Source organism: Streptomyces sp. NPDC030183 (assembly GCF_055573455.1).
The window spans coordinates 148,533-173,175 of the sequence record NZ_JBVIBK010000020.1 but is presented as its reverse complement, the minus strand read 5'-3'; the positions used below and the strand labels follow the sequence as shown (position 1 = coordinate 173,175).

Genomic DNA, 24,643 nt, shown 5'->3' with positions numbered 1-24,643 from the left:
AGGGCCCCCGACTCCGGCCGCGGCCGGCCATCCCTACTGCCCGACTCGGCTCCCCCATGCCAGGTCATCGGATGGCCGCCGTGGCCGGTCCCGCGCGGAACCACCCGCGACCGGAGTTCCATCGGATACGAAGCCGCCGCCCTCGAAGACGTCCGCAACGTCCGGGCCCCGCGCGGTCCCGATCCGCCGCGACCTACGTTTCACCTGCCCGTAACGCGACATGCGCGTTCGTCACGCGCGGGAAACAATTCCAATCTCCCCGTGAAACGGTGCTGCGCCAATCTCCTCAGCACAGTCGGCCCTCCCCCGATAGCTCCCCCAGGCTTCAGCATCCGCACGGGCCGTTCCGACCACGAGGAGATACCGGCATTGAACGGCACAGATACCGGATTCGTATTGATCAGCGCGGCGCTCGTCATGGTGATGACGCCGGGCCTGGCGCTCTTCTACGGCGGCATGGTCAGGGCCAAGAGCGTGCTGAACATGCTGATGATGTCCTTCATCTCGCTGGGCATCGTCAGCATCCTGTGGGTGTTGTTCGGCTACTCACTCGCCTTCAGCGGTGACATCGGCCACTTCATCGGCAACTTCGACGCCATCGGCCTCAAGGGCATCGACGTCACGAGCACGGTCGACAGCTTCGTCACCAACGCCAAGGGTGAACCGCACAAGATCGCCGCGTTCTCGTTCATCCTCTTCCAGATGCTGTTCGCGGTGATCACCCCGGCCCTGATGAGCGGCGCCCTCGCCGACCGCGTCAAGTTCAGCGCCTGGATGGTCTTCGTGGCGCTCTGGGTCACCCTGGCGTACTTCCCGGTCGCGCACTGGGTCTGGGCGCCCGGCGGCTGGCTCTTCGACATGGGTGTCATCGACTTCGCCGGTGGTACCGCGGTCCACATCAACGCCGGTATCGGCGCGCTCGCCGCGGTCCTCGTCGTGGGCAAGCGGATCGGCTTCAAGAAGGACCCGATGCGGCCGCACAGCCTGCCGCTGGTCCTGATCGGCACCGCCCTGCTGTGGTTCGGCTGGTTCGGCTTCAACGCCGGTTCCTGGCTCGGCGTCGACGGCACGACCGCCCGCATGGCGATCAACACGCAGATCGCGACCGCCGCGGCCATCATCGGCTGGCTGATCTACGAGCGCATCCGTCACGGTGCGTTCACCACCCTCGGTGCCTGCTCCGGCGCCGTCGCCGGCCTCGTCGCGATCACCCCGTCCGGTGGTCACGTCAGCGCCTTCGGCGCCATCCTCATCGGTGTCGTCGCCGGTGCCGTCTGCTCCTGGGCCGTCAGCCTCAAGTACAAGCTCGGCTACGACGACTCCCTCGACGTCGTCGGCGTCCACCTGGTCGGCGGTGTCATCGGCACCCTGATGGTCGGCTTCCTCGCCACCGAGGCAGGTGGCTGGGACCAGTTCGGCAAGCAGGCCACCGGCGCCTTCTCCGTCATGGGTTACACCTTCGTGGTGACCTGGCTCATCGCCTTCGCCATCCAGAAGACGATCGGCTTCCGGGCGTCCGAGGAGGACGAGGTCACCGGTGTCGACCAGACCCAGCACGCCGAGACCGCGTACGACTTCAGCTCGGCCGCCGGTTCGCACATCACCTCCGGCGCCACGAGCACCGTCGCCGCCGCCACCCAGAGCAAGAAGGTCGAGGCATGAAGCTGATCACCGCCGTCGTCAAGCCCCACCGGCTCGACGAGATCAAGGAAGCCCTGCAGGCGTTCGGGGTGCACGGACTTACCGTCACCGAGGCCAGTGGGTACGGTCGGCAGCGGGGACACACCGAGGTGTACCGCGGCGCCGAGTACACGGTCGACCTGGTTCCCAAGATCCGGATCGAGGTACTGGCCGAGGACGACGACGCCGAGCAGTTGATCGACGTCATCGTCAAGGCCGCCCGCACCGGCAAGATCGGTGACGGCAAGGTCTGGTCCCTCCCGGTCGAGACAGCCGTACGGGTCCGGACGGGCGAGCGCGGCCCGGACGCGCTCTGACCGAACAGAAGAACAGGAGTCACTGGGTGACGAGTACGGACGTACGTACGGATGCAGAGGACTCGGGACCCAGCGGCTACGCGGCGGCCCGGCTGCGCCTCCTCCAGGAGGGGGCGCGGTCCGGGCCGCCGCGCCGTGCCGCCCTCGCCGAGCTGACCGACGACTGGCTCGCCGGACTCTTCGGCGCGGGCGCCGGCGAACTGCGCGGCGTCTCCCTCGTCGCCGTCGGGGGATACGGGCGCGGCGAGCTGTCCCCGCGCAGCGACCTCGATCTGCTGCTCCTGCACGACGGGTCCGACGACAAGGCCGTGGCCGCCCTGGCCGACCGGGTCTGGTACCCGGTCTGGGACCTGGGGCTGGCCCTGGACCACTCGGTCCGCACCCCTGCCGAGGCCCGCAAGACCGCCGCCGAGGACCTCAAGGTGCAGCTGGGGCTGCTGGACGCCCGGCACCTCGCCGGTGACCTCGGACTCACCGCGGGCTTGCGCACCGCCGTCCTCGCCGACTGGCGCAACCAGGCACCCAAACGCCTCCCCGAACTCCAGGAGCTGTGCGCCGAGCGCGCCGAGCGACAGGGGGAGCTGCAGTACCTCCTCGAACCCGACCTGAAGGAGGCGCGCGGCGGGTTGCGTGACGCCACCGCACTGCGCGCGGTCGCCGCCTCCTGGCTCGCCGACGCGCCCCGCGAGGGCCTCGCCGACGCCCGGCGCCGCCTCCTCGACGTACGGGACGCGCTGCACCTCACCACCGGGCGCGCGACCGACCGGCTCGCGCTCCAGGAGCAGGACCAGGTCGCGGCCGACCTGGGGCTGCTCGACGCCGACACCCTGCTGCGCCAGGTGTACGAGGCGGCGCGCGTCATCTCGTACGCCAGCGATGTCACCTGGCGTGAAGTGGGGCGCGTGCTGCGTTCGCGCGCCGTGCGACCCCGGCTGCGCGCCATGCTCGGCGGCGGCAAGCCGACCGCCGAGCGGTCGCCGCTGGCGGAGGGCGTGGTCGAGCAGGACGGCGAGGTCGTGCTCGCGCGCGCCGCCCGGCCCGAACGGGACCCGGTGCTGCCGCTGCGTGCCGCCGCCGCTGCCGCCCAGGCCGGACTTCCGCTGTCCCTGCACGCCGTACGGCGGCTCGCGGCCACCGCGCGGCCGCTGCCCACGCCCTGGCCCGCCGAGGCCCGGGAGCAGCTCGTCACCCTGCTGGGGTCCGGACGGCCGACCGTGGACGTCTGGGAGGCCCTGGAGGCCGAGGGCCTCATCACCCGCCTGCTGCCCGACTGGGAGCGGGTCCGCTGCCGCCCGCAGCGCAACGCCGTGCACATCTGGACCGTCGACCGGCACCTCATCGAGACCGCCGTCCGCGCCTCCGCGCTGACCCGCCGCGTCCACCGCCCCGACCTCCTCCTCGTCGCCGCGCTGCTGCACGACATCGGCAAGGGCTGGCCCGGCGACCACTCCGTGGCCGGGGAGATCATCGCCAAGGACGTGGCGGCCAGGATCGGGTTCGACCGCGAGGACGTGGCCGTGCTCGCCACACTCGTCCGCCACCACCTGCTGCTCGTCGACACCGCCACCCGGCGTGATCTGGAGGACCCGGCCACCGTGCGGTCCGTGGCCGAGGCCGTCGGGTCGCCGGGCACCCTCGAACTGCTCCACGCCCTCACCGAGTCCGACGCGCTGGCGACCGGGCCGGCCGCCTGGTCCTCGTGGCGGGCCTCGCTCGTGTCCGACCTGGTCCAGCGGGTCGCCGCGCTGTTCGCCGGGGACGTCCCCGAGGAGCCGGAGCCCGCCGCGCCCACCGCGGAACAGGAGCGGCTCGCCATCGAGGCGTTCCGCACCGGCGGTCCGGTGCTGTCCCTGCGCGCGCAGACGGAGGCGCCGACGGAGGACAACGACGAGAAGGACGAGAAGGCCGACCCGGAGCCGCTCGGTGTGGAGCTGCTCATCGCCGTGCCCGACCAGCCGGGCGTCCTGCCCGCCGTCGCCGGCGTCCTCGCCATGCACCGGCTCACGGTGCGCACGGCGGAACTGAGGGCGCTCGACCTGCCGGACGGTGTCAAGGGCTCCGTCCTGCTGCTGGACTGGCGGGTCGCCGCCGAATACGGCTCGCTGCCCCAGGCGGCCCGGCTCCGTGCCGACCTCGTACGGGCCCTCGAGGGCTCGCTGGACATCGCGGGGCGGCTCGCCGAGCGCGACGCCGCCTACCCCCGGCGCCGGGGTGTGGTCGCGCCCCCGCCGCGCGTCACGGTGGCCGGGGCCGCCTCCCGGCACGCGACGGTCATCGAGGTCCGCGCCCAGGACGCCCCCGGACTGCTGCACCGCATCGGGCGGGCGCTGGAGGACGCGCGCGTGCGGGTGCGCAGCGCCCACGTCAGCACGCTGGGCGCCAACGCGGTGGACGCCTTCTACGTCACCGGCCGCGACGGCGCCCCCCTCCCGGGCGACGAGGCGTCCTCCGTGGCGCGGAAACTGGAGGAGACGCTGCGCGGCTGAACCGCGGGGTCACGGGGCGGATGCGTCCCCGTGGCCCCCTGCCGGGCAGCGTTGTCCACAGGGGTGGAGACCCGACCACACCCAGACAGATACCCTGGAGGGCACGTCAGCCTGCCCCCGACTCCGAGGACCGACACCGCCGTGTTCGATACGCTCTCCGATCGCCTCTCAGCGACTTTCAAGAACCTGCGTGGCAAGGGGCGCCTCTCCGAGGCGGACATCGACGCCACGGCGCGCGAGATCCGCATCGCCCTCCTCGAGGCGGACGTGGCGCTGCCGGTCGTCCGGGGCTTCATCAAGAACGTCAAGGAGCGCGCGCTCGGCGCCGAGGTCTCCAAGGCGCTGAACCCCGCCCAGCAGGTCCTCAAGATCGTCAACGAGGAGCTGGTCGGGATCCTCGGCGGCGAGACCCGCCGCCTCCGCTTCGCCAAGAACCCGCCCACCGTGATCATGCTCGCGGGTCTCCAGGGTGCCGGTAAGACGACCCTCGCGGGCAAGCTCGGCCGGTGGCTGAAGGAGCAGGGCCACTCCCCGCTGCTGGTCGCCTGCGACCTCCAGCGGCCGAACGCGGTGAACCAGCTGAGCGTCGTCGCCGAGCGCGCGGGCGTGGCGGTCTACGCCCCGGAGCCGGGCAACGGCGTGGGCGACCCGGTGAAGGTCGCCAAGGACTCCATCGAGTTCGCGAAGTCGAAGGTCCACGACATCGTGGTCGTCGACACCGCGGGTCGCCTCGGCATCGACCAGGAGATGATGCAGCAGGCGGCGGACATCAGGGACGCCGTCTCCCCGGACGAGATCCTGTTCGTCGTCGACGCGATGATCGGTCAGGACGCGGTCAACACCGCCGAGGCCTTCCGCGACGGCGTCGGCTTCGACGGCGTGGTGCTCTCCAAGCTCGACGGTGACGCCCGCGGTGGTGCCGCCCTGTCGATCCGCCAGGTCACCGGCAAGCCGATCATGTTCGCGTCGAACGGCGAGAAGCTCGACGACTTCGACCAGTTCCACCCGGACCGGATGGCCTCCCGCATCCTCGACATGGGTGACCTGCTCACCCTGATCGAGCAGGCGGAGAAGACCTTCAGCCAGGAAGAGGCCGCCAAGATGGCCTCCAAGCTGGCGTCCAAGAAGGGCCAGGACTTCACCCTCGACGACTTCCTGGCCCAGATGGAGCAGGTCAGGAAGATGGGCAGCATCAGCAAGCTGCTCGGCATGCTGCCCGGCATGGGTCAGATCAAGGACCAGATCAACAGCATCGACGAGCGCGACGTCGACCGCACCGCCGCGATCATCAAGTCGATGACCCCGGGCGAGCGCCAGGACCCGACGATCATCAACGGCTCCCGCCGGGCGCGTATCGCCAAGGGTTCCGGTGTCGAGGTCAGCGCGGTGAAGAACCTGGTCGAGCGGTTCTTCGAGGCCCGCAAGATGATGTCCCGCATGGCCCAGGGCGGCGGCATGCCCGGGATGCCGGGCATTCCCGGGATGGGCGGCGGCCCAGGCCGCTCCAAGAAGCAGCCCAAGAAGGCCAAGGGCAAGCAGCGCTCCGGCAACCCGATGAAGCGCAAGCAGCAGGAGCAGGAGGAGGCCGCCCGCCGGGCGGCCGCAGCCCAGGGCGCACCCGGTGGTGCCTTCGGCCTGCCGGGTCAGCAGGCCGGGCAGGACTTCGAACTGCCGGACGAGTTCAAGAAGTTCATGGGCTGACCGGTCGCCGCGCGCGACCGTTCCGCCCGCGTTCGCGGCGGTGCACGGCCCGTTCGCGGCCGTGCAGGGCCGCGGCCCCCGCACACACGCCACTGGGGGCGTCCTCCGCGCGGAGGACGCCCCCAGTGGCGTGTCAGGTGTGGCGGCGGGCGCCGCGCGGTCGGCCGGGGGGTGTGGCCGGGCGCGCGGCGCCCGTGCCGTGCGTGGACGGCACATCGTGGTTGTCGGCATCCGAGTGCGTGTTTCGGCCGGACGGTGCGTCAGGCTATGAGGATGGTCCTCCATTTGGCGAAGTGAGAGGCACCCTGTCCCGCTTTCTCCACACCATTCACACGTGCATCGGCCGAACGTGCCGAAGACCTTCTCGGCGCACCCATCTCGGGGCCGTCCACGCCCCTCAGGGCGTCCGCGCGATCAGGTACCGGAACACGTTCGGCATCCACACCGTGCCGTCCTGACGGCGGTGCTGGTGGAGGGCCTCGGTCAGCTCCTTGTTCACCTGGACCTGGTCCGTGGCCACGATCGCCGCGTCGAACAACCCCGTCGACAGCAGCCCCCGCACCGCGTTGTCCACGTTGGCGTACCCGAAGGGACAGGCCACCCGTCCGGAGCCGTCCGGCCTGAGGCCGGCCCGCTGGGCGACCTCCTCCAGGTCGTCCCGCAGCGCGAGGCGCCAGCCACCGGTGCCACGCAGCGGATCGGCGAGCTTCGTGGCGACACGGAGCACCGAGGACGTCGCGCAGCGCTCGGGGGGACCCCATCCCACGAGGACCACGGGGCTGCCGCGCCCGGCGAGCGGGGTCGCGCGGGCCAGCAGTTCGCCCAGCCCCTCGGAGTCCCCGGCCAGACAGCCGATCGGCTCGAAGGCGGTCACCAGGTTGTACGGCGTGCCGACGGCCCCGCCCGCGTCCTCGGGAGCGCCCTCCACGACGCGGGCGTCGGCACGCGTACGTGCGCCCCATCCCTCCGGCAGCAGCCGCTCCCGCGCGAGAGCCGTCCTCTCGGGCGACGAACCGTCCACACCGGTGACCGCGGCGCCCCGCGACGCCGCCATCACCAGAGCGAGCCCCGACCCGCAGCCGAGGCCCAGCAGCCGGGTGCCGGAGCCCACGTCGAGCCGGCGGTAGACCGCCTCGTAGAGCGGGACCAGCATCCGTTCCTGGATCTCGGCCCAGTCACGCGCGCGTGCACACTGGTCCACACGGGGTGCGGTCCCCGGGCGAGGCAGTTGCTGCCGCACGAGCGTAGGTGTCATATCGAAAGCGCCCCAATCCGCCGAGAGTCGTCTCTGTGCCCGTTTTCTGGGCCCCCGTGACAGTGCGCTCGCACTCCCCCCGTATGCCAGATAACTCCGCACCTGGCGCGCCGTCCAGGGGTCGCGGACACCGGCTTGCGGACTGTCTGTGCGCGGGCAAAAGAATTCACATCCCCGCAACGTGGCCCCGTACGATCGCGCCATGGCAAAAGCACCCGTTCTCACGCCGCGGGCGGACGACTTCCCGCGCTGGTACCAGGACCTGATCACCAAGGCGGAGCTGGCCGACAACGGCCCGGTGCGCGGCACCATGGTCATCCGACCGTACGGGTACGGGCTGTGGGAGCGGATGCAGCAGGAGATGGACGATCGGATCAAGGAGACGGGGACGCAGAACGCCTACTTCCCCCTGTTGATCCCGCAGTCCTACCTGACCAGGGAGGCGGAGCACGTCGAGGGCTTCGCGCCCGAACTGGCCGTGGTGACGCACGGCGGCGGCAAGGAACTCGAAGAGCCCGCGGTGGTCCGCCCCACCTCCGAGATGATCATCAACGACTACTTCTCGAAGTGGGTCCAGAGCTACCGCGACCTGCCCCTGCTGATCAACCAGTGGGCCAACGTGGTCCGTTGGGAACTGCGGCCCCGGCTGTTCCTGCGTACCAGTGAGTTCCTCTGGCAGGAGGGCCACACGGCGCACGCGACGTACGAGGAGGCGCGCGACTTCGCCGCGCACATCCATCGGCAGGTCTACGAGGACTTCATGACGAACGTCCTCGCGATGGACGTCGTCCCCGGCCGCAAGACCGTCAAGGAGCGCTTCGCCGGCGCCATCAACACCCTCACCCTCGAAGGCATGATGGGCGACGGCAAGGCCCTGCAGATGGCCACCAGCCACGAGCTGGGCCAGAACTTCGCCAAGGCGTTCAACACGAGCTACCTGTCCAAGGAGGGCAGACAGGAACTCGTCTGGCAGACCTCCTGGGGCTCCACCACGCGCATGATCGGCGCCCTGGTGATGATGCACGGCGACGACAACGGTCTGCGGGTGCCGCCGCGCCTCGCCCACACCCAGGCCGTCGTCCTCGCGATCAAGGGCGACGACGCGGTTCTGGCCAAGGTCCGCGAACTCGGCGACCGGCTGAAGGCCGCGGGCGTACGCGTCCACGTGGACGACCGCACGGACGTGCCGTTCGGCCGCCGCGCCGTCGACTGGGAGCTCAAGGGCGTCCCCGTCCGCATCGAGGTCGGCCCCCGCGACCTGGAGAACGGCACCGCGATGCTCGCCCGCCGCATCCCCGGCGGCAAGGAAGCGGTTGCCGTCGACTCCCTCGTGGAGCTGCTGCCCACGATCCTCGAAGAGGACCAGGCACTGCTCCTGAGGCAGTCGCGCGAGCGCCGGGAGTCCCGTACGACCGAGGTGTCGACGATCGGCGAGGCCATCGAGGCAGCCGGCGCGGGCGGCTGGGCGCGCATCCCCTGGTCCACGCTCGGCGAGGAGGGCGAGGCCGAGCTCGCGGAGCACGCCGCGTCCGTACGGTGTCTGGTCGCCGAGGACGGGTCGGTGCCCGACTCCTACGACGCACCCGGTAACGTCGCAGTCGTGGCGCGCGCTTACTAGAGCGATCCGTTCCGTCGCGAGAGCGACCGAAACGCCCCTTGCGCATCTGACGACCACAGGTGCCCCGGCGCGCGGACCTTGTCTACGCGCCGGGGCGTACGTGTTACTACGTACCGCCTTGCGTGGAGCTGCGAGGCTTCTCCGCAGATCAGCGCACCCGCCCTCGTCGGGACGCACTAGCGGCAACTGACGGGTACGTGCAAATTATTTGGGATGCCCCGGAATCGGAACACAGGGGCACTCAGGCTCGTTGTCATTACGTGAGCACGACACAGACACCACCCGTTCTCGCCGCAGAGCTGGCGCAGGCGTGGGCCGACATTCAGCGGTACCACCCCGAGCTGCCGGATCTTGCCGCTCCCGAGTCCCTGATCGGAGAGTCCTCGTCCGCCTGCGGGCACGAGCTCTCCTTCGAGCGACTGCTCCATGAGGCAGTCCACGGCATCGCCGCCGCCCGCGGGGTCCGCGACACCTCCCGCGCCGGCCGCTACCACAACCGGAGGTTCCTCGCGATCGCCGAGGAACTGGGTCTCGACCACCCCGACGAACCGCACCCCAGCAGCGGTTTCTCGCTGGTCACCCTCAACCCCGAGGCGAAGCGCCGCTACCGCCCGACCATCGAGAGACTGCAGCGCGCCCTGAAGGCCCACACGGCGGCCACCTCCGCCGACACGGCCCGCAGCTTCCGGGGCCCGGCCGCCCGCCACGGCTCCTCCGGCGGCGGTGTCCGGGTCAAGGCGGTCTGCGACTGCGGCCGCAACGTCCGGGTCGTCCCCTCCGTACTCGCCCAGGCCCCCATCGTCTGCGGCGGCTGCGGCAAGCCCTTCCGGATCCCGGAGGTCGTGGGCGCGGCGTGACGCGACGGCGAACTGAACAGACGGCTGCTCGTGGCGGCCGTACCAGTGAGCCGTACGTCGAGTCGTACCTCGAGCCTCACGCCGAGTCGGGAGTGGAGGGTGCCGTCCCGGCGGCATCCTCCACACGGCGGTGGGCGCGACGCACCCCCGGCGCGGGGTGCCGGTCAGTCATGGCCGCGCACAGCCCCTCGCGGCAAGCGCGACCCGCGGGGTGTGGCACAATGGCTAGCTGTACTCGACAGCCGCACAGGACCCCTCTCTCCTCCGGCTGACGCGTCCATCGGGCACTCGGGTACCGCAACCCCACGCGGCATTCTCGCCGTGCCCAACCACGTCAAATCCAGGAGAACCCACTCCCGTGGCAGTCAAGATCAAGCTGAAGCGTCTGGGCAAGATCCGTTCGCCTCACTACCGCATCGTCGTCGCCGACTCCCGTACCCGTCGTGACGGTCGTGCGATCGAGGAGATCGGCAAGTACCACCCGACGTACAACCCGTCGGTCATCGAGGTCGACGCGGACCGTGTCGCCTACTGGCTGGGTGTCGGCGCGCAGCCGACCGAGCCCGTGCTCGCCATCCTGAAGAAGACCGGCGACTGGCAGAAGTTCAAGGGCGAGCCCGCCCCGGCGCCGCTCCTCGTCGCCGAGCCGAAGTCCACGCGTCCGTCGTTCGAGTCCCTCGGCGGCGACGACGAGGGCAAGGGTGAGGCCATCACCCAGAAGAAGAAGGCTGAGAAGAAGGACGAGGCCGCCGCCGAGTCTTCTTCGTCTGAGTCGACCGAGGCCTGAGCATGCTCGAGGAGGCTCTCGAGCACCTCGTCAAGGGCATCGTCGACTACCCCGACGACGTACAGGTGGCCTCGCGCAACCTCCGTCGCGGGCGCGTCCTCGAGGTCCGGGTCCACCCCGACGACCTCGGCAAGGTGATCGGCCGCAACGGCCGTACCGCCCGCGCCCTGCGCACCGTCGTGGGCGCCATCGGCGGCCGCGGCGTCCGTGTCGACCTCGTCGACGTGGACCACGTCCGCTGACGCAATTGCGCAGCACCGGCTCGGGCCGGGGAAGGCCATCGAGCCGTCCCCGGCCCGACGTCGTACGGTCGGCCGGACCGACCGATGACAGGAGATCAAGCACAGTGCAGCTGGTAGTCGCACGGATCGGCCGCGCCCACGGCATCAAGGGCGAGGTCACCGTCGAGGTACGTACGGACGAGCCGGAGCTGAGGCTCGCGCCCGGCGCCGTACTGGCCACCGACCCCGCCTCGGCGGGGCCCCTGACCATCGAGACCGGCCGGGTGCACAGCGGCCGTCTCCTGCTGCGCTTCGAGGGCGTGCGGGACCGCAACGCAGCGGAGGCGCTGCGCAACACCCTGCTGATCGCCGAGGTGGACCCGGACGAACTGCCCGAGGAAGAGGACGAGTACTACGACCACCAGCTGATCGACCTCGACGTGGTCACCGAGGACGGGACCGAGGTCGGCCGGATCACCGAGATCTCGCACCTGCCCTCCCAGGACCTCTTCATCGTCGAGCGGCCCGACGGCAGCGAGGTGATGATTCCCTTCGTCGAGGAGATCGTCACCGAGATCGATCTGAAAGAGCAGCGCGCGGTCATCGACCCGCCCGCCGGACTGATCGACGACCGCGCGGAGATCGCCTCGTCCCGGGACGAGGCCTGATGCGGCTCGACGTCGTCACGATCTTCCCCGAGTACCTCGACCCCCTGAACGTCTCCCTCGTCGGGAAGGCACGCGCGCGTGGACAGCTGAATGTGCACGTGCATGATCTGCGCACCTGGACGTACGACCGGCACAACACCGTCGACGACACACCGTACGGCGGCGGTCCGGGCATGGTCATGAAGACCGAGCCCTGGGGTGACGCGCTGGACTCCGTCCTCGCCGACGGCTACGAGACAGGGGCCCGCCGGCCCACCCTCATCGTCCCCACCCCCAGCGGCCGCCCCTTCACCCAGGCCCTCGCCGTCGATCTCTCCGAGCGCCCCTGGCTGATCTTCACGCCGGCCCGATACGAGGGCATCGACCGTCGCGTCATCGACGAGTACGCCACCCGCATGCCCGTCCATGAGGTGTCCATCGGCGACTACGTGCTCGCCGGCGGCGAGGCGGCCGTCCTCGTCATGACGGAGGCCGTCGCCCGGCTGCTGCCCGGTGTCCTCGGCAACGCCGAGTCCCACCGCGACGACTCCTTCGCGCCCGGCGCCATGGCCGGCCTCCTGGAGGGGCCGGTCTACACGAAGCCGCCCGAGTGGCGCGGCCGGGACATCCCCGAGGTGCTGCTCAGCGGCCACCACGGCAAGATCGCCCGCTGGCGCCGCGACGAGGCACTGCGGCGCACGACCGCCAACCGGCCCGACCTCATCGAGCGCTGCGACCCCAAGGCCTTCGACAAGAAGGACCGCGAGATGCTCTCCATCCTGGGCTGGGCCCCCGACCCCGAGGGCGAGCCTCACGGCCGATTTTGGCGTCGGCTGGAGGGCGTGGAAGAATAGGCCGCTGTTGTGCGTCGTCCGGCGTGCGCCCCTGCCACAGGGGGACACGACGCCCGCCCCGACACGGACAGCATCCTCTTGGAAAACCTAGCTCCCGCCTATGACCTGTGGCATGGGCGAAGAAAGCAGACGCAATGTCTCACCTGCTCGACTCCGTCGACTCCGCGTCGCTGCGCAGCGACATCCCGGCCTTCCGCCCGGGTGACACCGTCAACGTCCACGTCCGCGTCATCGAGGGCAACCGCTCCCGTGTGCAGCAGTTCAAGGGCGTTGTGATCCGCCGCCAGGGCGCCGGTGTCCGCGAGACCTTCACGGTCCGCAAGGTCTCGTTCTCCGTCGGCGTCGAGCGCACCTTCCCGGTGCACACCCCGATCGTCGAGAAGATCGAGCTCGTCACCCGCGGTGACGTCCGTCGCGCCAAGCTGTACTACCTGCGCGAGCTGCGCGGCAAGGCGGCGAAGATCAAGGAGAAGCGCGAGAACTGATCGCGCGCTCACGTGTCACAGAGGGGCCGGATACGATCTGGCCCCGATGGACACCGAGGCACAGCAGCACATGGAGCGCGACCGCTCCCCCCGCCCTTCCGAAGCCGGGACGCCATCCGTCCCGGCCGGTTCCGAGGAGACCTCGGACACGGAGCGGCCGGAGGGGCGGTCGCGTTTCGCGTGGGCGGGCAGGGCGGCCGAGTCCGTTCCGGGCGGGCGATACACCCTTGCCGTACTGATCTGCCTGCTTTTTCTGACGCTCTTCAGCAACTTCGTGATGCAGCCGTTCCAGATTCCGAGCAGCTCCATGGAGCGTTCATTGAGGATCGGGGACCGCGTTCTCGTAAATAAGTTGGCGTACCGTTTCGGTTCTGAGCCGCGGCGAGGTGACGTCGTCGTCTTCGACGGCACCGGCTACTTCGGGAACGCCGACTACATCAAGCGCGTTGTCGGCGTGGGGGGAGATCGGGTGGTCTGCTGCGACCAGGAGGGGAGGCTTGAGGTGAACGGCCGGTCGGTCGACGAGTCGTCGTTTCTGTACCCGGGGGACACCCCGTCGAGCGTGCCCTTCGACGTGGTCGTGCCCGAGGGGCGCCTGTTCCTCCTGGGTGACCACCGCGGCGACTCCAGCGACTCCCGCGACCACCTGGGATCCCCGGGCGGCGGCATGATCCCCCTCGACGCCGTGATCGGCCGGGCCGACTGGATCGCCTGGCCCGCGGACCACTGGACGCGTCTGCACCGTCCTGACGCCTACGCGCGCGTGCCCGCCGCCGGCGGTGCGCATGGGTAACCGTGGCAGGCCCCGGGGTGTTTCCAGCACCCCGTCCGAGAATCTGCTGCCCACCGGCACCCGGCGGGCCGGCGGGGCCGCCCGCCCGAGCCGGGTGGAGCGGCGCAAGCTCGCCCGCAAGATCAAACGGCGCAGGCGTCGCTCGGCGGTCAAGGAGATCCCGCTCCTGGTCGGCGTCGCCGTCGTGATAGCGCTGGTCCTGAAGACCTTCCTCGTCCAGGCGTTCGTGATCCCGTCGGGCTCCATGGAGCAGACGATCCAGATCGGCGACCGCGTCCTGGTCGACAAGCTCACCCCGTGGTTCGGCTCGAAACCGGTCCGGGGGGACGTCGTCGTGTTCAAGGACCCGGGCGGCTGGCTGGAGGACGAGCAGACCACGACCGCGAGCGAGGACCCCATCGTCATCAAGCAGATCAAGGAGGGCCTGCAGTTCATCGGACTGCTCCCGTCCGATGACGAGAAGGACCTGATCAAGCGGGTCGTCGCGGTCGGCGGCGACACCGTCAAGTGCTGCGACCTCCAAGGCCGCGTCACCGTCAACGGCATGCCGCTGGACGAGACGGCCTACGTCCACCCGGGCAACAAGCCCTCCACCCAGGAGTTCCAGGTCACCGTGCCCCAGGGACGGCTCTGGGTCATGGGCGACCACCGCGAGAATTCGGCCGATTCCCGCGCCCACCAGGCGGACGACTCCAAGACGGCCCCCTTCAGCGGCACGGTCCCCGAGGACTCCGTAGTCGGCAGAGCCGTGGTCATCGCCTGGCCGGTCGGCCACTGGGGGCAGTTGGAGGAGCCTGACACGTTCTCGGCCGTGCCGAGCGGGTCGCCCACCGCCCTCGGCGCTTCGCATAGGGTGGCCCCCGCGGATCGAAACGGATTGATCCCCCTCCCGACCCCTGCGGAACTCCCGCTCGTTATGGGAGTGGTGGGCCTGCACCGGATGTGGCGTGGGCGGCGGTACGGCGTGAGGAGTGGATGTGGGGGATTTGGCGGTCGGCGCACGGTCCGGGCACGGTGGTTCCGAGGAGCGGCCCGAGCAGTCCGACGAGGCGGCTTCCCCGGCCGCGGAGAACGCCGAGGGTTCCGTGTCCGACGGGAGTGACCACCCGGACGGCGCGGACGGCGGGGAAGGCGCCCGGACCTCGACGGACGACGGCGAGCAGAACCCGACGCCCAAGAAGAAGCAGCGCTCCTTCTGGAAGGAACTGCCGATCCTCATCGGGATCGCGCTGGTCCTCGCACTACTGATCAAGACCTTCCTGGTGCAGGCGTTCTCCATCCCGTCGGACTCGATGCAGAACACCCTCCAGGAGGGCGACCGGGTCCTCGTGGACAAGCTCACCCCCTGGTTCGGCTCCGAGCCGGAGCGCGGCGAGGTGGTCGTCTTCCACGACCCGGCCGGCTGGCTGAACGGCGAGCCGACCCTGGAGCCCAACCCGGTGCAGCGGGTCCTCGGCTGGATCGGCCTGATGCCGTCGGCGGAGGAGAAAGACCTCATCAAACGGGTCGTCGGCGTCGCCGGCGACACCGTGGAGTGCAAGGGCACGGGCCCCCTGAAGGTCAACGGCAAGGCGCTGAACGAGCCGTACGTCTACCCGGGCAACACCCCCTGCACCGTCGACGACACCGGCGGCCAGTTCAAGGTGAAGGTGCCCAAGGGCAAAATCTGGGTCATGGGTGACCACCGGCAGAACTCGCTGGACTCCCGCTACCACCAGAACGACAAGAACAAGGGCATGGTCCCGGTGGACCACGTCGTCGGCCGCGCCATCGTGGTCGCCTGGCCGCCCACCCGCTGGTCCACGCTGCCGATTCCCGACACCTTCGACCAGAACCTGAGCGCCGCCGCGCCCGGCGCGCTCGGTCTCGCGGGCGCTGCTCCGCTGGTGCTGTGGCGTCGGCGCCGTCTCCTCGCGGCCGAGAGCCCGAGGGTTTCTGGTACGGGTACCGCCGGGTAGGGTGCCGTCCCAGATCGCCGATCACCCGCGGCTCCGCACGGCGCGGGCGATCGGGTCTCCGAACAGGGGGAGCACTGGGATGAGCGGGACGACAGGCCGTACGGACGAGGGCCGCGGACGGCTCGGCAGCAAGCTGTCGGGGCTGGCCGTGGCCCTCGGCTGTGTGCTCTTCCTCGGCGGCTTCCTCTGGGGCGCCGTCGTCTACCAGCCCTACACGGTGCCCACCGACTCCATGTCCCCGACCATCACCTCCGGCGACCGCATCCTGGCCGAGCGGATCGACGGCGCCGACGTGCAGCGCGGTGACGTCGTGGTCTTCCGGGAAGAGGCGTGGGGCAACTCGCCCATGGTCAAGCGGGTCGTCGCGGTCGGCGGGGACACGGTCGCCTGCTGCACCGACGGCAAGCTGACCGTCAACGGCAAGAAGATCGACGAGGCGTATCTGCCGAAGGGCGAGGACGCCGAGCTGACGGGCATCCCCGAGATCACGGTCCCCAAGGGCCGCCTCTTCCTCCTCGGCGACGAACGCAGCGGCTCCCTGGACTCCACCGCCCACCTCACCGAGGCCGGCCAGGGCACGGTGCCGCGGGGCAACGTGGACGCGCGCGTGGACGCCGTCGTCTGGCCCATGGACGGCATGCTGGCCCGCCCCACCGGCTTCGAGAAGCTGGGGGCGCTGTCCTCTCCCGGCCCGCTGCGGCTGATCACCGCCGCATTGGTCGTGGGCATGCTGCTGGTCCTGCTCGGCGCGGCCTACGGCCCCGTGGCCAAGTGGCTCGGCGGCCGTGACCGCGCGCGGACGGAGCCCGCCGGTGTCGGCTGAGCCACCCCGTGAGCCGTCGCACGGTGCGTCACCGAAGCCGTCGTACGCGCAGCCGCCGGTGTCGCCGGGGTCGTCGTACGGGGCCTCGTACAGCCCGTACGGCGGTGACGACCGGGATGACGGGGACGCGGCCGAGGACACCTACGAGGGTGGGTTGCGCAAGGTGGCCCGGGTGATCCTGCTGGATCCGCTGGACCGCATCCTGCTGCTGCACGGCCATGAACCGGACGATCCGTCGGACGACTGGTGGTTCACCCCCGGTGGCGGGGTAGAGGGCGCGGAGACCCTTCAGGAGGCCGCGCTGCGGGAACTCGCCGAGGAGACCGGGATCACCGACGCCGAGCTGGGCCAGGTCCTGTGGCGGCGGAGGTGCTCCTTCCCGTTCGCCGGGCGGCGCTGGGACCAGGACGAGTGGTACTACCTGGCCCGTACGGCCGTCGCGCACCAGCCGCTGCCCGGTGCGACGGGGCTGACCCGACTGGAACGGCGCAGTGTCGCGGGAGCACGCTGGTGGACGTGCGGAGAACTCACCCGCACCCATGAGACTGTGTACCCGACCAGACTCGCCGAACTGCTGCGCACGCTGCTCGACGAGGGTCCCCCGGCCCAGCCCGTGGTCCTCGAGACCGAAATTGTCTAGAGGCGTGCGGGGCTGGCGCACAATGGTGGGATCGCACGGCTGAAGGGGAACATGCCATGAGCGCCGAGGACCTCGAGAAGTACGAGACCGAGATGGAGCTGAAGCTCTACCGGGAGTACCGCGATGTCGTCGGTCTGTTCAAATATGTGATCGAGACCGAGCGGCGCTTCTACCTCACCAACGACTATGAGATGCAGGTGCACTCGGTGCAGGGCGAGGTGTTCTTCGAGGTGTCCATGGCGGACGCCTGGGTGTGGGACATGTACCGCCCGGCCCGCTTCGTGAAGCAGGTGCGGGTGCTCACGTTCAAGGACGTGAACATCGAGGAGCTCAACAAGAGCGATCTGGAGCTGCCGGGCAGCTGAGCTGGTCGTCATTCGAACGGGTGACGAGGTTGTCCACAATCGGCGGGTTTTCCACCAAGATCCTTGAGCGGGCCAGGATGGCCTCAGTGTGGGCGCCGGAGGTGGTGCCGACATGGGCAACGCACGAGGAGCACTCGGCAGGTACGGCGAGGAGTTGGCCGCGCGGCGGCTGACCGACGCCGGGATGACCGTCCTGGAGCGCAACTGGCGCTGCGGCAGGACCGGTGAGATCGACATCGTGGCCCGGGACGGGAATGCGCTGGTCGTCTGCGAGGTCAAGACCCGAAGGGCCGGCCCCTTCGAACACCCGATGGCGGCCGTCACGGCCACCAAGGCGGAACGCCTGCGCGGCCTCGCCGAACGCTGGCTCCAGGAACACGGAGGGGCCCCACCGGGCGGCGTCCGCATCGACGTGGTCGGAGTCGTCCTGCCCCACCGCGGCGCGCCCGTCGTGGAACACGTGCGGGGGGTGGCCTGATGGGATTCGCCCGCACCTGCTCCGTGGCCCTCGTGGGCGTGGAGGGAGTCGTCGTCGAGGTCCAGGCGGACCTGGAACCGGGCGTGGCCGCGTTCACACTGGTGGGCCTGCCGGACAAGAGCCTGACGGAGAGCAAGGACCGGGTCAGGGCGGCGGTGGTGAACTCCGGCGCCGACTGGCCCCAGAAGAAGCTGACGGTGGGGCTCAGTCCCGCGTCGGTGCCCAAGGCCGGCAGCGGCTTCGATCTGGCCGTGGCCTGCGCGGTGCTGGGTGCCTCCGAGCGGATCGATCCCCGGGTGCTCTCCGACATCGTGATGATCGGTGAGCTGGGACTCGACGGGAGGGTCCGCCCGGTGCGCGGCATCCTGCCCGCCGTACTGGCCGCCGCGGAGGCCGGATACGAACAGGTGGTCGTGCCGGAGTGTTCCTCCGCGGAGGCGTCCTTGGTGCCCGGGGTGTCGGTCCTGGGCGTTCGCACCTTGCGGCAACTGATCGCCGTCCTCGCCGACGAGCCCGTGCCGGACGAGGAGCCCGACGAGGGACGTCCGGATCCCCTGCTGGCGGGGCTGCGCATGCCGGGCACGGGTGCGGCCACCGGTATGCACGCCACGGGCGCCGCCCAGCAGGACCAGGGGCACGACCTGGCCGATGTCGTCGGTCAGCTCGCGGCGCGGACCGCGGTCGAGGTGGCCGCGGCCGGTGGGCACCACCTCTTCCTGGAGGGCCCACCGGGAGCCGGCAAGACGATGCTCGCGGAGCGGCTGCCGGCCATTCTGCCGACGCTGGGCAGGGAGGAGTCCCTGGAGGTCACGGCAGTCCACTCGATCGCGGGTCTGCTGCCGGCGGGAAAACCGCTGGTCGATGTGGCGCCCTACTGCGCGCCGCACCATTCGGCCACCATGCAGGCCCTCGTCGGGGGCGGTCAGGGCATCGCGCGGCCCGGGGCGGTGTCGTTGGCCCACCGCGGAGTGCTCTTCCTCGACGAGACTCCCGAGTTCAGCAGCCAGGCGCTGGATGCCCTGCGTCAGCCGTTGGAGGCGGGCCATGTCGTGATCGCGCGCAGTTCCGGCGTCGTCCGGTTCCCGGCGAAGTTCCTCATGGTGCTCGCCGCCAATCCCTGCCCGTGCGGGCGCTTCTCGCGGACGGATGACCTCTGCGAGTGCCCGCCCGCCTCGATCCGTCGCTACCAGGCCCGGCTGTCGGGGCCGCTGCTGGACCGGGTCGATCTCCGGGTCGAGGTCGACCGGGTCACTCGGACCGAGCTCACCCGGCAGGGTGCCCGCGGTGAATCCACCGCGACGGTGGCCGATCGTGTGCGGGCCGCCAGGGAGCGAGCCGCGGCGCGGCTGGCCGGCACCCCCTGGCGCACGAACAGCGAGGTCCCGGGGCGTGAGCTGCGGAGTCGGTGGCATGCGGAGTCGGGCGCCATGGACGAGGCCGAGCGGAGTCTGGAGAGGGGCATCTTGACGGCACGCGGACTGGACCGGGTGCTGCGGGTCGCATGGACGATCTCGGACCTCGTCGGCCACGAGCGCCCTGACGCGGCGGACGTCAACCTGGCTCTGCAACTGCGTACGGGCGTCCCGCGCGGAGTGCCCATGGCGATCGGAGCCCTGGTATGAACCCGGAGCGCTGCGACGCCTCGGCGGGTGGGCCATGACCGGTGGCGGTGCGCTGGACGCCGAGCGGGTCGACCGGGCCTTCCTCGCCCGTGTCATCGAGCCCGGGGACGAACTCGCCGGGCGATGGCTGCGGGACCTCGGAGCCAGGGACACGGTGCGGCGGCTCTCCGAAGGAGGCGTGCCTCTGCCGGGCGCGTCGGAGAAGCGGTGGGCGGGGTTGCTGTCCCGCGCGGGGCGCGCCGATCCCGAAGCGGACCTGGCTCAGGCCGGAGCGGCCGGCGTCAGGTTTCTGGTGCCCGGGGACGCGGAGTGGCCCGGGCAGTTGGATGATCTCGGGGATGCGCGGCCGGTCGGGCTCTGGGTGCGGGGGCGCGCCAACGCCCGGATGTGGGCCCTGCGGTCCGTGGCCGTCGTCGGAGCCAGGGCCTGCACGGAGTACGGGGCGCACATGGCGGCTGTACTGGGCGCGGGCCTGGCCGAGCGCGGCTGGGTGGTGGTGTCCGGCGGAGCCTACGGCGTGGACGGCGCCGCTCACCGGGGCGTGCTCGGCGTCGGCGGTGCCACCGTCGCCGTACTGGCCTGCGGGGTGGACCGGCCGTATCCACGGGGGCACGCCCAGTTGATCAACAGGATCGCCGAACAGGGACTCGTCGTCGGGGAACTGCCGCCGGGGGAGCATCCCACCCAGAGCCGCTTCATCCTGCGAAACAGGGTCATCGCCGCCCTCACCCGGGGCACCGTGGTCGTCGAGGCAGCCCACCGCAGCGGCGCCCTGGTCACGGCCCGGGCCGCGCAACGGCTGGGGCGGTTCACGATGGGCGTGCCCGGACCGGCGACCTCGGCACTGTCGGCAGGGGTGCACGAACTGCTGCGGGGCGACGCGGTGCTCGTGTCGGACGCCGCGGAGATCGTCGAGCTGGTCGGAGACATGGGCGAGCTGGCGCCCGCCAAGCGGGGCCCGGTCCTCCCGCGTGACCTGCTCGAACCCGGAGCGCGACAGGTCCTCGCCGCGCTGCCGGGGCGCGGCGCGGCGGCCGTCGACGCGGTGGCCAGGGGCGCCGGGACGACCGTGGACGACGCGGTCGGGAGACTGTACGAACTCCGCGCACTTGGTTACGTCGAACGACACGGCGACACCTGGAAGTTGACACGCCAGGCGATGATCTCCGTTTCGTCGGATCGGAGGCCAAGTTGACCCAGCGTGTTCGGCCGTCCGGGGGAATGCCGACAGCCTTGCGGTTTCCGGCAGTTGGGCACCACGCCTCCGTCACACAGTGCGATCGTCCCGGCCTCGGGGCGCTCCCAGTGGAACGTATCTGCGCGCGGGTGATCCCTCGCCCTTCGCGCACTGCGACTCCCCAGTCACGCTACGCTCACGAGGATTCCGACTCAGACAGGCATCTCGACATCAGACCGACAGCTCACCCAGGCATCCCCAGTTCACGGCAGAACGGCACAAGGCGACGAATGCCCCAGCACACCTCCGGGTCTGACCGGGCGGCGGTACCGTCCGCCGCTCGCGGCACCGTGCGCCCGCCCGCCCCCTCGACACTCGACGAGCTGTGGCGGACGTACAAGACGACGAACGACGAACGACTGCGCGAGCAGCTGATCCTCCATTACTCACCGCTGGTGAAGTACGTCGCGGGCCGGGTGAGCGTCGGCCTGCCGGCCAACGTGGAGCAGGCGGACTTCGTCTCCTCCGGGGTCTTCGGGCTCATCGACGCGATCGAGAAGTTCGACATCGACCGGGAGATCAAGTTCGAGACGTACGCGATCACCCGGATCCGGGGCGCGATGATCGACGAACTGCGCGCGCTGGACTGGATCCCGCGCTCCGTGCGGCAGAAGGCCCGCAATGTGGAGCGGGCCTACGCCACCCTGGAGTCCCGCCTCAGACGTACCCCCTCCGAGGGGGAGGTCGCCGCCGAGATGGGTATCCCGGTCGACGAACTCCACTCCGTCTTCAGCCAGTTGTCGCTGGCCAACGTGGTGGCCCTGGAGGAGCTGCTGCATGTCGGGGGCGAGGGCGGTGACCGGCTGAGCCTGATGGACACGCTGGAGGACACCGCCGCGGACAATCCCGTCGAGGTGGCAGAGGACCGGGAGCTGCGGAGGTTTCTGGCCCGGGCCATCAACACGCTGCCCGAGCGGGAGAAGACCGTCGTCACGCTCTACTACTACGAGGGGCTCACCCTCGCCGAGATCGGCAATGTGCTGGGGGTGACCGAGAGCCGGGTGAGTCAGATCCACACGAAGTCGGTGCTGCAGCTGCGGGCGAAGCTGGCGAGTTTCGGCCGTTGAGCGGGTCGTGGCTGGTGCGGGGCCTCGGGGGACGGCCGGTCGGGGGAAGGCACTCCCGTGGGCGGCGGTCCGTCCGTAGAGTGGTTTACGTGCCAAGGATTCGAGCGGCCTCCGTGGCCGAGCACCGGTCGATGCAGCGAGCCGCCCTGCTGGACGCGGCACGGTCCCTGTTGTCCGAGGGCGGGACGGAGGCGCTGACGTTCCCGGCCCTCGCCGAGCGCACGGGGCTGGCGCGGTCGTCCGTCTACGAGTACTTCCGGTCCCGGGCAGCCGTGGTCGAAGAGCTGTGCGAGGTCGACTTCCCCCTCTGGTCGGCGGAGGTCGAGGCGGCGATGGCGGCCGTCGACCTGCCCGAGGAGAAGGTCGAGGCGTACGTCCGCAAGCAGCTGGAGCTGGTCGGGGACCGACGGCACCGGGCTGTCGTGGCGATCTCGGCCAGCGAGCTGGACGCGGGCGCCCGGGAGAAGATCCGGGCCGCGCACGGCGGGTTGGTGGCGATGATCGTCGAGGCGCTGGCGGCGTTGGGGCAGGCCGAACCCCGGTTGGCCGCGATGTTGCTCCAGGGCGTGGTGGACGCCGCCGTGCGGCGCATCGAACTGGGGGCGGCGGAGGACCCTGCCGCCATCACCGACGCGGCGGTCACGATGGCCCTGCGAGGCGTCCGGGGCTGACCTGCTGCCCGATAGACCTGCTGCCCGATAGACCTGCTGCCCGATTGACCTGCTGACCGCGCGGACGCTCCTGGCGCTCCCGGCGGCCCTGCCACCTTTGCGTGCCGCCGGGCGTGCGGCCGGCGTCGGCGTGGCCCGCGACAACCGGCTCCGTGTCACTCCCGCCGACTGCGTCGGCCCCTACCCCCGCACCGGGAGCAGGCGGGACGGGCCCCTGCGGAGCAGCCAGGGCGGGAGCAGGGACAAGGGGTTCAGGTAGGCGTCGGCTCTGCGCAGGCCCCAGTGGAGGCAGCTCGTGGGGCAGTGGGAGGGGGAGGTCTCCAGGGTGCCCAGGATGTCCCCCGGTGCCACCTCGTCGCCCTTTCGTACGGATGCCCGTACCGGCTCATAGGTCGTCCGCAGGGGAGGGGCGCCCGTGTTCTTCAGTTCGACCGAGATGACTCCTCGGCCTGCCACCCGGCCGGCGAAGGACACCACGCCCGGGGCGACGGCCCGTACGGGGGAGCCGGCGGGGGCCGACAGGTCGACGCCCCGGTGCCCTCGGGCGTACGGGGTCGGCGGAGGCTGCCACGCCCGTACCACCAGGGGGCGCAGCCCGACCGGCCACGCCCGGCCGATCGCGGGGACCTCGGCCGCCCCACCGGGCGGGTCCGGCGCGCCCGGCGCCGCGCGGGGCGCCGACGTCGACGTCATGGCCGGCAGCACCGACAGCAGGACCGAAAGCAGCACCAACAGCAGGCCAGTCGACAGCGCCGACCGATCCGACCGCCATGGACCGACCCCGCGACCTCGGCGAATCCCTTGCTCGTTCCGTTCGTCAGACATGCTCGAAGGGTCGCCCGAGCGGAGCGATCATGGCTGGGATCTGTGGAGTACTGGCCGGTTGTGGATATCGGCGTCACCCGGCGCCTCGCGGGTCCCGTACACTTCTGAAGGCGATCCGGGTCACCGGGTCGACTTCGCACGCCCCGGTACGTGGCCCTCAGCGGTCCGTATCAGCGCCCCTCGGTCCTTAGCGGCAACGGCGCATCGTGGGCGTCAGGCGCGGATGCCGTCCGGTGTCCGCGGCACAACCGAGAAAAATCAAGGAGAACGGCCATGGCCGTCGTCACGATGCGGGAGCTGCTGGAGAGCGGCGTCCACTTCGGTCACCAGACCCGTCGCTGGAACCCGAAGATGAAGCGCTTCATCTTCACCGAGCGCAACGGCATCTACATCATCGACCTGCTCCAGTCGCTGTCGTACATCGACCGCGCCTACGAGTTCGTCAAGGAGACCGTCGCCCACGGCGGCACGGTCATGTTCGTCGGCACGAAGAAGCAGGCGCAGGAGGCCATCGCCGAGCAGGCCACCCGCGTCGGCATGCCCTACGTCAACCAGCGTTGGCTGGGCGGCATGCTCACCAACTTCTCGACCGTCTACAAGCGTCTGCAGCGCCTCAAGGAGCTCGAGCAGATCGACTTCGAGGACGTCGCGTCGTCGGGTCTGACCAAGAAGGAGCTCCTGGTCCTCTCGCGTGAGAAGGCCAAGCTGGAGAAGACCCTCGGCGGTATCCGCGAGATGCAGAAGGTGCCCAGCGCCGTCTGGATCGTGGACACCAAGAAGGAGCACATCGCGGTCGGCGAGGCCCGGAAGCTCAACATCCCGGTCGTCGCCATCCTCGACACCAACTGCGACCCCGACGAGGTCGACTACAAGATCCCGGGCAACGACGACGCGATCCGCTCCGTCACCCTGCTCACCCGTGTGATCGCCGACGCCGTCGCCGAGGGCCTCATCTCCCGCTCGCGCGTCGCCACCGGTGAGAAGGGCGAGAAGGCCGCGGGCGAGCCGCTCGCCGAGTGGGAGCGCGACCTGCTCGAGGGTGAGAAGAAGGCGGAGGAGGCCCCGGCCGCCGCCGAGGCTCCGGCCGAGGCCCCCGCCGAGGCCGCTGCCGAGGCCCCGGCCGCCGAGGCCGAGCAGGCCTGACCCAGTCAGCGTCCGTCGTGTTGACGGCGGGAGTGGTGACATGAACTCCGCTCCCGCCGTTCACCCGTAGGTCAGCGCCGAGTCGGGGATCCGTACCTGGATGGGTACCGACA

Annotated in this window: 25 protein-coding genes; 23 read left to right on the top strand and 2 right to left on the bottom strand. The window is 70.6% G+C overall.

All coding sequences use genetic code 11. The annotated features are described in order from the left end of the window. The first annotated feature begins 369 nt into the window (after nucleotides 1-369). The 4 genes from ACZ4Z2_RS24540 (at nucleotide 370) to ffh (ending at nucleotide 6,184) form a co-directional block, all read left to right on the top strand. Complete coding sequence (locus ACZ4Z2_RS24540; RefSeq protein ID WP_468078792.1) at nucleotides 370-1,662, top strand: ammonium transporter; 1,293 nt, start codon at nucleotides 370-372, stop codon at nucleotides 1,660-1,662. Then, nucleotides 1,659-1,997, top strand: coding sequence for a P-II family nitrogen regulator (locus ACZ4Z2_RS24535; protein WP_003997576.1), 339 nt, complete (start codon nucleotides 1,659-1,661; stop codon nucleotides 1,995-1,997). Before ACZ4Z2_RS24540 ends, ACZ4Z2_RS24535 begins: the two co-directional genes overlap by 4 nt. 26 nt (nucleotides 1,998-2,023) lie before the next feature. Next, nucleotides 2,024-4,483 (top strand): [protein-PII] uridylyltransferase, encoded by a 2,460-nt coding sequence (locus tag ACZ4Z2_RS24530; protein WP_468078791.1) that lies wholly within the window; start codon nucleotides 2,024-2,026, stop codon nucleotides 4,481-4,483. Between the two features lie 141 nt (nucleotides 4,484-4,624). After that, entirely contained in the window at nucleotides 4,625-6,184 is a 1,560-nt protein-coding gene (ffh, locus tag ACZ4Z2_RS24525) for a signal recognition particle protein (protein WP_468078790.1), read from the top strand. Nucleotides 6,185-6,581: 397 nt separating this feature from the next. On the opposite strand, the gene ACZ4Z2_RS24520 is transcribed toward ffh, so the two are convergent. Beyond that, entirely contained in the window at nucleotides 6,582-7,439 is an 858-nt protein-coding gene (locus ACZ4Z2_RS24520) for an SAM-dependent methyltransferase (protein ID WP_468078789.1), read from the bottom strand. A 202-nt stretch (nucleotides 7,440-7,641) separates the two neighbouring features. On the opposite strand from ACZ4Z2_RS24520, the gene proS reads away from it, so the two are divergent. The 18 genes from proS to ACZ4Z2_RS24430 all read left to right on the top strand — a co-directional run bounded on the left by proS (nucleotide 7,642) and on the right by ACZ4Z2_RS24430 (nucleotide 22,562). Beyond that, nucleotides 7,642-9,057 carry a proline--tRNA ligase gene (gene proS, locus ACZ4Z2_RS24515; RefSeq protein WP_468078788.1) on the top strand — a complete coding sequence of 472 codons (1,416 nt, stop codon included), beginning with the start codon at nucleotides 7,642-7,644 and terminating at the stop codon, nucleotides 9,055-9,057. Nucleotides 9,058-9,317: 260 nt separating this feature from the next. Further along, a complete protein-coding gene (locus ACZ4Z2_RS24510; RefSeq protein ID WP_468078787.1) occupies nucleotides 9,318-9,914 on the top strand; it encodes a hypothetical protein in 597 nt (198 codons plus the stop codon). A 358-nt stretch (nucleotides 9,915-10,272) separates the two neighbouring features. Continuing rightward, a complete protein-coding gene (gene rpsP, locus ACZ4Z2_RS24505; protein WP_468078786.1) occupies nucleotides 10,273-10,701 on the top strand; it encodes a 30S ribosomal protein S16 in 429 nt (142 codons plus the stop codon). Nucleotides 10,702-10,703: 2 nt separating this feature from the next. Continuing rightward, nucleotides 10,704-10,943, top strand: coding sequence for an RNA-binding protein (locus ACZ4Z2_RS24500; RefSeq protein WP_033526925.1), 240 nt, complete (start codon nucleotides 10,704-10,706; stop codon nucleotides 10,941-10,943). A gap of 104 nt (nucleotides 10,944-11,047) precedes the next feature. After that, nucleotides 11,048-11,590: a ribosome maturation factor RimM gene (rimM, locus tag ACZ4Z2_RS24495; RefSeq protein WP_468078785.1), complete on the top strand. Its 543-nt coding sequence runs from the start codon at nucleotides 11,048-11,050 to the stop codon at nucleotides 11,588-11,590. After that, nucleotides 11,590-12,423 (top strand): tRNA (guanosine(37)-N1)-methyltransferase TrmD, encoded by an 834-nt coding sequence (trmD, locus tag ACZ4Z2_RS24490; protein ID WP_468078784.1) that lies wholly within the window; start codon nucleotides 11,590-11,592, stop codon nucleotides 12,421-12,423. The genes rimM and trmD overlap by 1 nt, the downstream gene beginning before the upstream one ends. A gap of 134 nt (nucleotides 12,424-12,557) precedes the next feature. Next, complete coding sequence (rplS, locus tag ACZ4Z2_RS24485; RefSeq protein ID WP_053848457.1) at nucleotides 12,558-12,908, top strand: 50S ribosomal protein L19; 351 nt, start codon at nucleotides 12,558-12,560, stop codon at nucleotides 12,906-12,908. Between the two features lie 46 nt (nucleotides 12,909-12,954). Further along, entirely contained in the window at nucleotides 12,955-13,701 is a 747-nt protein-coding gene (gene lepB, locus ACZ4Z2_RS24480) for a signal peptidase I (protein WP_468078783.1), read from the top strand. Next, on the top strand, nucleotides 13,694-14,803 hold the full coding sequence (gene lepB, locus ACZ4Z2_RS24475; protein WP_468078782.1) for a signal peptidase I: 1,110 nt from the start codon (nucleotides 13,694-13,696) through the stop codon (nucleotides 14,801-14,803). Before lepB (ACZ4Z2_RS24480) ends, lepB (ACZ4Z2_RS24475) begins: the two co-directional genes overlap by 8 nt. Then, on the top strand, nucleotides 14,688-15,659 hold the full coding sequence (gene lepB / locus ACZ4Z2_RS24470; RefSeq protein ID WP_468078815.1) for a signal peptidase I: 972 nt from the start codon (nucleotides 14,688-14,690) through the stop codon (nucleotides 15,657-15,659). Before lepB (ACZ4Z2_RS24475) ends, lepB (ACZ4Z2_RS24470) begins: the two co-directional genes overlap by 116 nt. Nucleotides 15,660-15,738: 79 nt before the next feature. Further along, a complete protein-coding gene (gene lepB / locus ACZ4Z2_RS24465) occupies nucleotides 15,739-16,482 on the top strand; it encodes a signal peptidase I (protein ID WP_468078781.1) in 744 nt (247 codons plus the stop codon). A gap of 154 nt (nucleotides 16,483-16,636) precedes the next feature. Further along, nucleotides 16,637-17,122 (top strand): NUDIX hydrolase, encoded by a 486-nt coding sequence (locus tag ACZ4Z2_RS24460; RefSeq protein WP_468078814.1) that lies wholly within the window; start codon nucleotides 16,637-16,639, stop codon nucleotides 17,120-17,122. Nucleotides 17,123-17,178: 56 nt separating this feature from the next. After that, on the top strand, nucleotides 17,179-17,487 hold the full coding sequence (locus tag ACZ4Z2_RS24455; protein ID WP_005311352.1) for a DUF2469 domain-containing protein: 309 nt from the start codon (nucleotides 17,179-17,181) through the stop codon (nucleotides 17,485-17,487). Nucleotides 17,488-17,599: 112 nt separating this feature from the next. Then, on the top strand, nucleotides 17,600-17,965 hold the full coding sequence (locus tag ACZ4Z2_RS24450) for a YraN family protein (RefSeq protein ID WP_468078780.1): 366 nt from the start codon (nucleotides 17,600-17,602) through the stop codon (nucleotides 17,963-17,965). Continuing rightward, nucleotides 17,965-19,587, top strand: coding sequence for a YifB family Mg chelatase-like AAA ATPase (locus ACZ4Z2_RS24445; protein ID WP_468078779.1), 1,623 nt, complete (start codon nucleotides 17,965-17,967; stop codon nucleotides 19,585-19,587). The genes ACZ4Z2_RS24450 and ACZ4Z2_RS24445 overlap by 1 nt, the downstream gene beginning before the upstream one ends. A 34-nt stretch (nucleotides 19,588-19,621) precedes the next feature. Then, entirely contained in the window at nucleotides 19,622-20,782 is a 1,161-nt protein-coding gene (dprA, locus tag ACZ4Z2_RS24440; protein WP_468078778.1) for a DNA-processing protein DprA, read from the top strand. Nucleotides 20,783-21,054: 272 nt separating this feature from the next. Continuing rightward, complete coding sequence (gene whiG, locus ACZ4Z2_RS24435; RefSeq protein ID WP_055541821.1) at nucleotides 21,055-21,891, top strand: RNA polymerase sigma factor WhiG; 837 nt, start codon at nucleotides 21,055-21,057, stop codon at nucleotides 21,889-21,891. A gap of 113 nt (nucleotides 21,892-22,004) precedes the next feature. Next, on the top strand, nucleotides 22,005-22,562 hold the full coding sequence (locus ACZ4Z2_RS24430; RefSeq protein ID WP_468078813.1) for a TetR/AcrR family transcriptional regulator: 558 nt from the start codon (nucleotides 22,005-22,007) through the stop codon (nucleotides 22,560-22,562). 180 nt (nucleotides 22,563-22,742) lie between these two features. Here ACZ4Z2_RS24430 and ACZ4Z2_RS24425 read toward each other — a convergent pair whose 3' ends face one another. Then, nucleotides 22,743-23,387, bottom strand: a complete 645-nt coding sequence (locus tag ACZ4Z2_RS24425) for a murein hydrolase activator EnvC family protein (RefSeq protein WP_468078777.1) — start codon at nucleotides 23,385-23,387, stop codon at nucleotides 22,743-22,745. A gap of 273 nt (nucleotides 23,388-23,660) precedes the next feature. On the opposite strand from ACZ4Z2_RS24425, the gene rpsB reads away from it, so the two are divergent. Then, nucleotides 23,661-24,530 carry a 30S ribosomal protein S2 gene (rpsB, locus tag ACZ4Z2_RS24420; RefSeq protein WP_468078776.1) on the top strand — a complete coding sequence of 290 codons (870 nt, stop codon included), beginning with the start codon at nucleotides 23,661-23,663 and terminating at the stop codon, nucleotides 24,528-24,530. Nucleotides 24,531-24,643 lie beyond the last annotated feature (113 nt).